The 11,443-nt window shown below is 38.4% G+C and carries 11 protein-coding genes and 1 riboswitch; of the genes, 1 reads left to right on the forward strand and 10 read right to left on the reverse strand.

Going from position 1 to position 11,443, the window contains the following annotated elements; genetic code table 11:
- Positions 1-166: 166 nt before the first annotated feature.
- The 10 genes from ACQKIM_RS19855 to ACQKIM_RS19900 all read right to left on the reverse strand — a co-directional run bounded on the left by ACQKIM_RS19855 (position 167) and on the right by ACQKIM_RS19900 (position 10,474).
- Positions 167-1,024, reverse strand: a complete 858-nt coding sequence (locus ACQKIM_RS19855; protein ID WP_427547286.1) for a MetQ/NlpA family ABC transporter substrate-binding protein — start codon at positions 1,022-1,024, stop codon at positions 167-169.
- 62 nt (positions 1,025-1,086) lie between these two features.
- Positions 1,087-1,755: a methionine ABC transporter permease gene (locus tag ACQKIM_RS19860; RefSeq protein ID WP_427547288.1), complete on the reverse strand. Its 669-nt coding sequence runs from the start codon at positions 1,753-1,755 to the stop codon at positions 1,087-1,089.
- On the reverse strand, positions 1,745-2,773 hold the full coding sequence (locus ACQKIM_RS19865; protein ID WP_427547319.1) for a methionine ABC transporter ATP-binding protein: 1,029 nt from the start codon (positions 2,771-2,773) through the stop codon (positions 1,745-1,747). The genes ACQKIM_RS19860 and ACQKIM_RS19865 overlap by 11 nt, the downstream gene beginning before the upstream one ends.
- An 83-nt stretch (positions 2,774-2,856) precedes the next feature.
- Positions 2,857-2,960, reverse strand: a riboswitch (SAM riboswitch).
- 56 nt (positions 2,961-3,016) lie between these two features.
- Entirely contained in the window at positions 3,017-3,328 is a 312-nt protein-coding gene (locus ACQKIM_RS19870) for a thioredoxin family protein (RefSeq protein WP_427547290.1), read from the reverse strand.
- A gap of 14 nt (positions 3,329-3,342) precedes the next feature.
- Positions 3,343-3,684 carry a hypothetical protein gene (locus tag ACQKIM_RS19875; RefSeq protein ID WP_427547293.1) on the reverse strand — a complete coding sequence of 114 codons (342 nt, stop codon included), beginning with the start codon at positions 3,682-3,684 and terminating at the stop codon, positions 3,343-3,345.
- A 164-nt stretch (positions 3,685-3,848) separates the two neighbouring features.
- Positions 3,849-4,229: a glycine cleavage system protein GcvH gene (gene gcvH, locus ACQKIM_RS19880; protein WP_004228227.1), complete on the reverse strand. Its 381-nt coding sequence runs from the start codon at positions 4,227-4,229 to the stop codon at positions 3,849-3,851.
- Positions 4,230-4,310: 81 nt separating this feature from the next.
- Complete coding sequence (locus ACQKIM_RS19885; protein WP_427547296.1) at positions 4,311-4,667, reverse strand: arsenate reductase family protein; 357 nt, start codon at positions 4,665-4,667, stop codon at positions 4,311-4,313.
- 288 nt (positions 4,668-4,955) lie between these two features.
- Positions 4,956-6,740, reverse strand: coding sequence for an acyl-CoA dehydrogenase family protein (locus tag ACQKIM_RS19890; protein WP_427547299.1), 1,785 nt, complete (start codon positions 6,738-6,740; stop codon positions 4,956-4,958).
- A gap of 127 nt (positions 6,741-6,867) precedes the next feature.
- Positions 6,868-8,040, reverse strand: a complete 1,173-nt coding sequence (locus ACQKIM_RS19895; RefSeq protein ID WP_427547301.1) for an acetyl-CoA C-acetyltransferase — start codon at positions 8,038-8,040, stop codon at positions 6,868-6,870.
- A gap of 49 nt (positions 8,041-8,089) precedes the next feature.
- Positions 8,090-10,474 carry a 3-hydroxyacyl-CoA dehydrogenase/enoyl-CoA hydratase family protein gene (locus ACQKIM_RS19900; RefSeq protein WP_427547303.1) on the reverse strand — a complete coding sequence of 795 codons (2,385 nt, stop codon included), beginning with the start codon at positions 10,472-10,474 and terminating at the stop codon, positions 8,090-8,092.
- Positions 10,475-10,862: 388 nt separating this feature from the next.
- Here ACQKIM_RS19900 and ACQKIM_RS19905 point away from each other — a divergent pair, with 388 nt between their 5' ends.
- On the forward strand, positions 10,863-11,180 hold the full coding sequence (locus ACQKIM_RS19905) for a thioredoxin family protein (RefSeq protein ID WP_427547306.1): 318 nt from the start codon (positions 10,863-10,865) through the stop codon (positions 11,178-11,180).
- Positions 11,181-11,443: the final 263 nt, after the last annotated feature.

The raw sequence follows: 11,443 nt of genomic DNA on the forward strand, positions 1-11,443 counted from the left end.
ACTCAATTTCTATACAAAATTATTGGAAATATCATTTCTTCTCTGTCAAAATATAATATTCTTTTGATTTACTCTTCAAAAAATTGATTTTATTACGACTAAAATCCCAACAACAAAAAAGGCATGTAAGCTTTATCACTCACATACCCTTTTAAAAAATATTAAATTATTGAACTGGTACAACCGAACCTTTCCATTCCTCAAGGATGAAGTCTTGGATTTCTTTTGATGTTAGAACTTCTAATAATTTTTTAATTTCTTCCTTTGTTTCATCTCCAGCACGAACAGCAATAATATTCACATACGGAGACTCTTTATCTTCAAGAGCAATTGAATCATTAACTGGGTTTAAGCCATTATCGATTGCAAAGTTAGAGTTAATTAGTACCGCATCACCTTCATTATTTTCGTACATTTGTACAAGCATTTCAGGAGCAGTATTTGCATCGAATTTGAAGTTTTTAGGATTTTCAGCGATATCTTTAAGCTCTGCTGCTGTTTTATCAATGCCGTCTTTTAGTTTAATTAAGCCCTTAGCTTCCAATAATGAAAGCATACGACCGTGGTCTGCAACTGAGCTAGAAAGTAGAATTGTTGCGCCCTCTGGTAGTTCATCAAGTGTTTTATATTTTTTAGAGTAGATGCCGATTGGCTCAATGTGAACACCACCTGCATTTACGAAATCATAGCCATTGTCTTTAATTTGAAGCTCTAAATAAGGAATATGTTGGAAATAGTTAGCATCAAGTGTTTTAGAGTCTAAATCTTGGTTAGGTAATACATAATCTGTATACGTTTCAATTTTAAGATCAATACCCTGTTCAGCTAAAATCGGTTTTGCTTTTTCTAAGATAACTGCGTGTGGTGTATTTGAAGCACCTACTGTTAATGTTACATTTTCTTTACTATCTGTTTTATCTTCTGTTGATGCACCTGAGCTTGCATCATCTTTTTTACCAGCACCACAAGCAGCTAAAGCTAGTACTAATACTGATAAGAATAATCCCGCTAATAACTTCTTCATTTTATTACACTCCCTTTTATTTTGTTCAAAAATATGTTAACGGTAGAAAACCGAAATAACCTTTAACGTTTATCTGTTTTAGCAGTAATCATATCGCCTATCCATTGAATAATAAATACGACTACTAAGATTAGAATAGTTGCCATTAATGTCACATCAGAGCGATTACGTTGGAAGCCGTCCAAGAAAGCTAAGTTTCCTAACCCGCCTGCACCAATAATTCCAGCCATAGCTGTATACCCAACAAGTGCGACAGCTGTTACAGTAATACCTGAAATAAGTGCTGGTAATGATTCCGGAATTAACACCTTCCATATAATAGTAGAAGTTTTAGCACCCATAGATCGGGCTGCCTCGATTACCCCTTTATCAATTTCACGTAATGCAATTAATACCATACGTGCATAGAATGGTGCAGCACCAATAATTAGTGCTGGCAACGCAGCATTGGCACCTCGGATTGTGCCGAACAAGAATTTCGTAAATGGAATTAATAAAATAATTAACAAGATAAATGGAAGTGAACGGAAAATATTTACGAGTGATCCTGTTAAAAAATTAACAATCTTATTAGCCCAAAGTTGATGTGGACTTGTTAAAAATAATACGATTCCAATTACTAATCCAAGGATGAATGTTACTACGGTTGAAAAAGCAGTCATATACAATGTTTCATAGGTAGCTGTCCACATTCGCTCCCAGTCGACATTCGGAAAGAGATTAGTTAGCATTTGAAATCACCTCCGTTTGTACTTCGACTGTATTTAAGTAACCTAATGCATCAGCAACATTTGCCTCTGTACCATCAATTTGCACAATAAGTGTACCGTAAGCACCGTTTTTCGTTTGAGAGATATTACCATGCACAATACTGACTTCTACATCAAAGTGCTTGACGAGGTGTGAAATAACAGGTTGCTCTGTTTTTTCGCCGACAAAAATTAGCTTAACAAGTTGTCCAGTTGGATAATTTGCTTTTATTTGTGCAACCGTCTCCTGCGTTTCCTTTGTATCTGTAATTTGAGACACAAATTTTTTCGTAATAGTGGCTTGTGGTGCTTGAAATACTTGTAAAACCTCACCACGTTCTACTATTTCTCCTGCCTCCATTACTGCTACACGATGACAGATTTTACGAATAACGTGCATTTCATGTGTAATTAACACAATTGTTAATCCTAAACGCTCGTTAATATCAACAAGTAAATCCAAGATTGCATCCGTAGTCTCTGGATCAAGTGCTGAGGTTGCCTCATCACATAATAAAACCTCTGGATTATTGGCTAGCGCTCTAGCAATACCGACACGTTGCTTTTGACCACCCGATAGCTGTGATGGATACGCCTGATCACGTCCATCTAAACCAACAAGGGTAATCAATTCTTTCACACGTGCATCACGCTGTGCCTTTGAAACACCTGCGATTTCTAGTGGAAAAGCGATATTTTCAGCAACGGTTCTAGACCATAGTAGATTAAAATGCTGGAAAATCATACTTACCTTTTGTCTAGCATCTCTGAGCTTTTGCCCCTTTATAGATGAAAACTCTTGATTGTTAACCTTCACCGTACCAGATGTAGGCTTTTCTAAGCCGTTCAATAAACGAATCATCGTACTTTTACCAGCGCCACTATAGCCGATAATGCCAAATATTTCACCTTTATTAATGGAAAGGTTTACGTCTTTGACTGCTGTTAATTCGCCATTTGCGGTTTTGTATTTCTTCGTAATATTTTGAAGCTGGATCATAGCGAATACTCCTTTTCTCATATAGAAAACCCCTTCACTCACAGACAAGTAGAAGGGGTCACGTATTTATACGCTCAACCGTTCTCTCATCTTTCAAAGATAAATCTTTGGGTGATTTGGCACCTTTTCACTTTGTGATGGTTGCCGGGCTTCATAGGGCACTTCCCTCCGCCACTCTTCATAAGAGTTCGATATATTTAATGTTTTAGTAATCTATTTGTTACTTTACCATGCTAGCAAACTTCAGTCAATTGATTTTTTTAACAATTCGTATAAAAATGGTACGGATTGAAAAGCATAGATTTTTTCTGTCACTTTTCCGCCATCACAGACGAGTAGACAAGGTACACTCTCGATTTCGTGATCTAAAGCAATCTCCTCAACAAAATTTAGGTTTGCTTTGCCGATTTGAAGCTTAGGCAGTAATTGCTCAACAATCATCATCATTTTCGATGCTACAGCACATGTACCACACAAAGGTGTATATAAATAAAAGGCAGCTCTTTCCCCCGACTGGATAGCCGCGACCCACTGCTCTTTTGACCATTCTTCCATTTTTTCACGCAACCTTACAAAATAAATTGATTATGGATTGAGAAATGTGCTCGTAGCAATATCATTGCTAATATCTTTCTTGGAGTTGTCTCGACTTCTTTATACGTTGGCATTGTACGTAAATGCTCTGCCTCTGGATAATGTCTGTCCATTAATGCCCGCAGCTTATCTCCTGATGGATCTGCATCAAAAAATGTATAAAGCTCACAGCCTTCATATGGATCAAGCAACACTTCTAATTGATGCACACCAATTGTACCATTCGTACAAAGTATTGTGACATCTTCACTTAAAATAGGTTCAATTTGAAGCTTATCCGAACGGCCTTCAACAATTAAGCATTTTCCCTCGAACATCACGCCACCCCCATTAGACATATCCCTTTTCCTTATAATCATTATATCAATTAAGCACTAACGATGGTAATGTTAGACACCCATTGAGAAGCAAACTATCTTACCAGCCATGAAGATAATAAAAAACGTCGGTAAATGCCGACGTTTTTCTATTAGGGCTTGTCTTATTCAGCGATCATTTCTTCGTATTGCTCTGCTGTCATAAGCTTTTCAACTTCTGATGCATCAGCAGGCTCAACAACGATCATCCAAGCTTTTTCATATGGTGATTCATTAACGAATTCTGGGCTATCTTCTAAATCTGCATTTACTTCAACTACTGTACCTGAGATTGGTGCATATAATTCAGAAACAGTTTTCACTGATTCTACGCTACCGAATGGATCGTCTGTTTTGATTTCATCGCCGACTTGTGGAAGCTCAACGAAAACGATATCTCCTAATTCAGATTGTGCGAAGTGAGTAATACCGATACGTACTTTTCCATCTTCTACTTTTACCCATTCATGTTCTTCAGAGTATCGTAAGTCTTTAGGTGTGCTCATGCAAAAAACCCCTCCATAAATATGTAATATATTCACTTTCAGTTTGCCATACTTCTACTATAAAAACAAGGATAATTACGGCTATTTCCAAGCTTGCTCAAAATCAGATTCTTTAAACCCTAAAGTTACTTTTTTACCATCAGTAACGATTGGACGTTTGATTAACATACCATCAGAAGCAAGTAGCTCGAGCTGCTCCTCCTCAGTCATATCAGCAAGTTTGTCCTTCAAACCAAGCTCTCTATACTTCATGCCAGACGTATTAAAAAACTTTTTCAGTGGTATTCCGCTTGTTTGCCATAGCTTAGTTAATTCGTTCTTTGTAGGTGGTTGTTCTACAATGTGTATCTCTTCATACGCTATATCATTGTCGTTTAGCCATTTTTGCGCTTTCTTACAAGTTGTACATTTTGGATATTGGATAAATTGAATCGTCATTGAAAGGCTCCTCTACTTTCTTTTTAGGACACTGAATTTTCTGTGTCTTCCTCATTTTCTGTAGTATACCATCATAACCTTACAAACCAAAATGAAACAGTTTTAGCTGTTCTCTCCCCAAAATCCAGACTCCACTACAGTCTATCCATCTCTTTCTTAATTCTATCCGTCACTTCGATGTTTCTATCAGTCACTTTTGTAAATCTATCCGTTACTCTCTGAATTCTATCCGTCTCAACCATAAAAAGCCCAGCTATCCAATTAAAGATAGCTAGGCTGTTTTATTTATTACACTACATATTTTTCTGCGTCAATCAACTTAACAGATGCTTCACGTTTCTTCGCGATTAAGTTGTAAGGATTGTTGCGTGTTAGCTTACGTAGTGCAGATAGCGTCATGCGCGCTGCATCTCCGTCCGCTGAAGCAAGAATTGTATCTTTTGCCTCTTTTTCAATTTCTGCAAATGCTTCCTGACAGAAGATTTGCGTATACAGTAATTTTTGCTGTGCTTTTTCAGCACCATCACGTGCAATTGCTTTCTCAGTACGTAATACAGCTGACTCCATCGCAAATAATTGGTTAGCGATATTCGCAATATTCACCAATACCTCTTGCTCTTGATCAAGCTTCGGACCAAAGCGTTGTGCTGCTAAGCCTGCAGCTAATACTGCGATTTTCTTTGCATTTTTCACTAGATATTTTTCTTGTGCTAGTGGCTCTGTACCAATATCTTCAGGCATTAGCATAAGCAGCTCTTGCTGTAAATTTTGAGCCACTTGTAATAATGGAAGCTCACCCTTTAATGCCTTCTTCATAAATGTACCTGGTACAATCATACGGTTAATTTCATTTGTTCCTTCAAAAATTCGATTAATACGAGAATCGCGATAAATTCTCTCTACCTCATATTCAGCCATAAAGCCATAACCGCCATGAAGTTGTACTGCTTCATCTGCAATATAGTCTAATGTTTCTGATCCAAATACTTTCGCAATAGAGCATTCAATTGCATATTCAGCGATAGCACCTGCAATTACTTTTCCTTGCTTTTGCTCTTCAGGGCTTAACTGACTTAAACGATCCTCAAATAGACCAACAGTCCGATAATTTAATGATTCAGAAGCATACAATTGAGAAGCCATTGTTGATAATTTCTCTTTTGTAAGATTGAAATCAGATAGCTTTGTTTTAAATTGCTGACGTTGGTTTGTATATTGAATCGCCAGCTCTAATGCGCGTTTAGATCCGCCAATTGTACCAACACCTAGTTTATAACGACCAATATTTAAAATATTAAAGGCAATTACGTGTCCTCGGCCGATTTCACCTAATAGATTTTCTGCAGGTACTTCTGCATCTTCTAACACTAATGTACGAGTGGATGAAGATTTAATCCCCATTTTCTTCTCTTCAGGCCCCACTGAAACACCGTTAAATGCACGTTCTACGATAAATGCAGAGAATTTATCGCCATCGATTTTAGCGTACACAACAAATACGTCTGCAAAGCCTGCATTTGTAATCCATTGCTTTTCACCATTTAGAATATAATGAGTGCCTGCATCATTTAGTTTTGCAGTCGTTTTTGCCCCTAATGCATCAGAACCAGAACCTGGCTCTGTTAATGCGTAGGCAGCAATTAATTCACCGGAAGCTAGCTTTGGTAAGTATTTTTGCTTTTGCTCTTCATTACCAAACAATACAATTGGTAATGAACCAATACCCACATGTGCACCATGCGTAATTGAGAAACCACCCGCAACTGACATTTTTTCTGCGATTAAGGCAGAAGATACTTTGTCTAATCCTAAGCCCTCATATTCTTCAGGTACATCTGCACCTAGTAAACCTAGCTCCCCAGCACTTTTCAGAAGACGAACTGAATGCTCGAATTCATGATGCTCTAAGTTTTCAACGACTGGTAGCACTTCATTTGTTACATATTCTTCTGTCGTTTTTGCAATCATTTTATGCTCATCTGTGAAATCTTCAGGTGTAAACACACGATCTAATTCCACATCTTCAACAAGAAATCCGCCGCCTTTAATGAAATCCGTTGTTTTTTCTGTCATGATTAATTCCTCCCAATATATCCATTTTCGATTGTTTAATCCCCTAATGTTCCTATATAGAAAAGCTTGAAATATACATGTTCGGAGGCAACCGTAAACAGTACACCTCAAGCTTATCTAGCAATTACTACAGAATTTCAAATACGCCTGCAGCACCCATACCGCCGCCAATACACATTGTTACAACTCCATATTTCTTACCTTGACGCTTCAATTCATGAATAAGCTTTAATGTTAAAATAGCTCCAGTTGCGCCTAGTGGATGACCTAATGCGATTGCTCCGCCATTCACATTTACTTTATCTTGATCAATACCTAAATGACGTACAACCTGTAATGATTGTGACGCAAAAGCTTCGTTGATTTCCCATAGATCAATATCATCTATTGATAATCCTGCAATTTCTAACGCTTTTGGCACTGCCACAATCGGCCCAATACCCATTACTTCAGGTGGTACGCCCCCAACTGCAAAGCCTAGGAATTTTGCCATTGGCGTCAGTCCTTGCTTATCAGCCTCCTCACGATCCATCACTAGTACAGCTGCTGCTCCATCAGATGTTTGAGAGGCATTACCAGCAGTCACACTACCTTTTACATGGAAAGCTGGACGTAGTTTTGCTAAACCTTCTGAAGATGTACCTGGACGTACACCTTCATCCATACTAAACGTGAATTTCTTCACTTGTGGTTTATTGTTAGCATCCACGAAATGCTGCTCCACCTCTATAGGAACAATCTCATCATTGAATTTACCTTCTTTAATCGCCTTCTCAGCAAGCGCATGCGAGCGAACAGCAAAGGCATCTTGATCTTCTCGACTAACATTGTATTGACGTGCGACTTCCTCTGCTGTATGCCCCATTCCCATATAATAACGAGGAGCCGTTTCAGCTAAAGTCGGATTCAAACGTGGTGTATTTCCCACCATTGGCACCATACTCATTGACTCGACGCCACCAGCAAGTATCGCCTTCGAATGACCCAGCATAATTCGTTCTGCTGCATAAGCAATGGCTTGTAAGCCTGATGAACAGAATCTATTTATTGTTAGTGCTGGTGTTGTATCTGGTAATCCTGCTAGTGCGCCAATACTGCGCGCTACATTCATCCCCTGCTCAGCTTCCGGCATAGCACAGCCTAAAATCAAATCATCAATCGGCCCTTCATAGCCAGCTCTTTTTAATGTTTCTTTGACAACTACGGCACCAAAATCATCTGGTCTCACTGTTGCTAAAGAACCCTTTTTTGCTTTTCCAATTGGAGTTCGTGCTCCTGCTACAATAACGGCTTCACGCATCGTATTAATCCCCCTTTGTTTCATGTGCAAGATTTGTCTATTTCGTTCATTAGTTACGAAGTGGTTTCCCTTTTAACAGCATGTGCTGCATTCTTTGCTGTGAAAGTGGATCAGCAACAAGGCTAAGGAATGCCTCACGCTCCAAGTTTAATAGATACTGCTCATCGACTAATGTGCCGTATGGAACCTTACCGCCTGCAAGAACATATGCTAACTTTTTAGCAATTTTTAAATCATGCTCACTAATAAAGCCTGACTCATACATACCTTGCGCTCCCATAAGTAATGTACCGTAGCCCGATGCACCAACCACAGGCACCTTTGTTGGCACAGGTGGTTGATAACCTGATTCGTAAAGCGCTAATGCTGCCTGCTTCGCGTCATATAATTGATGGTCCGAATTAACAGAAATACCATCTGCAAAGTTTAAAAAGTTGTTTTCTCGTGCTTCCTCACCAGATGTTGAAACTTTTGCCATCGCAATCTTTTCAAATACTTTATTAGCAATATGTTGATAATCTATCTCGACGCCATTCGGTAAACCTTTTAGGAATTTTTGATAGAGTGCTTTATTACCACCTCCACCTGGAATTAAGCCAACGCCCACTTCCACTAACCCCATATATGTTTCCATCGTTGCCTGAATATGTGCAGCTGGTAAGCATACCTCTGCTCCACCACCAAGTGTCATAGCAAACGGTGCTGCGACAACAGGCTTACGAGAATATTTAATTTTTTGCATCGCATCTTGGAACGCTTTAATCACGAAATCTAACTCAAAAATATTATCATCCTGTGCTTCTACTAAAATCATGCCTAGATTAGCGCCAACACAGAAGTTTTTTCCTTGATTACCGATGACTAGGCCCTTGTAGTTGGTCTCTACTTCATCCACCGCAAAGTTAATCATTTGGATTATATCTAAACCAATTGCATTCGACTGAGAATGGAATTCTAATAATGCAATACCATCTCCTAAATCTATTAAGCTAGCACCTGTATTTGATTTAATAACACCATGCTTTTTCTTATAGCGTTTTAAGTTAATTTCCTTTTCATTTACTGGTACTTTTACATACTCGGAACCATTGTAGTATGCCAAGTCACCATCAATTTCTGTATAGAAAGTGTCAAAGCCGTTTGCTAACATTTCTTTTACAAATGCAGGTACTTCACGTCCCTCTGCCTCCATTTTTGTGACGGAATCTTTTACGCCAAGTGCATCCCATATTTCAAATGGACCTTGCTGCCAGCCGAAGCCCCATTTCATCGCATTATCAATTGCTACGATATCATCAGCGATTTCGCCATATAACTGTGCAGAGTAAATAAGTGTTGGAGCGAAGATACCCCATAGTAATTCTCCTGTACGATCCTTGGCATATGTTAAAGCTTTTACCTTATTAGCTAGACCACGAGTTTGTTTTGCCATTTCAATAGAAGGAGTTTTTAATTTTTTCACTGGGCTATACTCTAATGTATCTGGGTCAATTTCAAGTATTTCTTTACCTTGCTTTAAGAAGAAACCTTGACCAGACTTTGCGCCCAGCCAGCCATTTTCCACCATTTTCTGTAAAAATTCTGGTACTGCAAATACTTGCTGCTCTTCACCAGTAGTTTGATCATAAACATTTTTCGCTACGTGGATAAATGTATCTAAACCAACAACATCTAAAGTACGGAAGGTTGCAGATTTGGGACGCCCAATTAATGGACCCGTTACAGAATCAACCTCACCGACTGAATATTTCCCCTTTACCATTTCTTGTAAAGTGATTAGTAAACCGTATGTACCAATACGGTTGGCAATAAAGTTTGGTGTATCCTTGGCAAGCACCACGCCTTTTCCAAGTACATCCTCGCCAAATGTTTTCATAAAGCTTACAACCTCTGGTGCTGTGGTATTGGCTGGAATGACCTCAAGTAATTTTAAATAGCGTGGCGGATTGAAGAAGTGAGTGCCTAAGAAATGCTTTTGAAAATCTTCTGAGCGCCCTTCAGCCATTGCATTAATGCTGATACCAGAAGTGTTTGAGCTAACAATTGTTCCTGAAGTACGTACAGCATCAATTTTTTCATATAGGCTTTGCTTAATCGCTAAATTTTCAACGACAACTTCAATAATCCAATCTACATCTTTTAACTTCCCTAAATCATCCTCAAAGTTGCCGACCGTTAGTAGTGATAAATTTTTCTTAGAAGTAAGTGGCGCTGGCTTTTGCTTTACTAACTTTTGAAGAGCTCCATTCACAATACGATTTCTTACAGCAGGATGTTCTAGAGAAAGGCCCTTTGCCTCTTCCTCTGCTGTTAGTTCCTTCGGTGCAATGTCTAATAATAGTGTTGGAATACCGATGTTTGCTAAATGTGCAGCAATACCAGAGCCCATAACACCTGAACCTAGAACAGCTGCTTTTTTAATATTGTAAGTCACAAGCATTTCCCCCTTATTCTCCCATTGAATGAATAGCCATTCATTTTTTGGCCAAAAAAATATCAAGTTTGCCTTTGTGTATTTTTGTCCAGATTTTTCATACGACTAGCTTAATTCAGCCTAACATCTGTAACATACAACCAAGACCTATCTTCATTCAGCGATTATCGGTAGCGAATGAAGATAAAACTACTTTTTCTGTTTTTAGTGTAGATTATTTTGTCTAATTTAGCAATCTTTTTTCTTCATTTATTTTTGCAATATACAACTTTTTTTGTTTTTTACGAGCAAAAACAGGACAATAAGTAGCTACCAATTATCCCAAACAGAAAACTTTCAGGATACGTAAAAAATGTGTAGAATGGAAAGCAAGGAGAGTGAAATACTAATGAAAACAATTACAACTGCTGAACAATTTAATGAACTGATCTCAGGTGACCAAAAGGTACTAGTGAAATTTTACGCTGGCTGGTGCCCCGATTGCACACGTATGAATATGTTCATCGATCCAATTATTGAAGAATACAGCCAATATGACTGGTACGAGCTGAACCGTGATGAGCTTCCAGAAATTGCAGACAAATATGATGTTATGGGTATTCCAAGCCTACTAATTTTCCAAAACGGTGAAAAATTAGCACACTTACATAGTGCTAATGCAAAAACACCTCAGCAAGTAACAGATTTCTTGTCTGCACAGCAATAATTAGCTGGGCTATATTGCTTTATTATTGTAGAAGAGTACTAATCTGTGGCGAAAGCGAAACGTCAGCCACAAGTAACAGATTTCTTATCTACACAGCAATAATTAGCTGGCTAAAAAATTGTATAATTGACATAGAAGAGCTACTGATCTGTGGCGAAAGCGAAGCGTCAGCCACAAGTAACAGATTTCTTATCTACACAGCAATAATTAGCTGGCTAAAAAATTGTATAATTGACATAGAAGAGCTACTGATCTGTGGCGAA

The sequence above is a fragment of the Lysinibacillus sp. NPDC047702 genome, assembly GCF_050272555.1.
Taxonomy (GTDB): domain Bacteria; phylum Bacillota; class Bacilli; order Bacillales_A; family Planococcaceae; genus Lysinibacillus.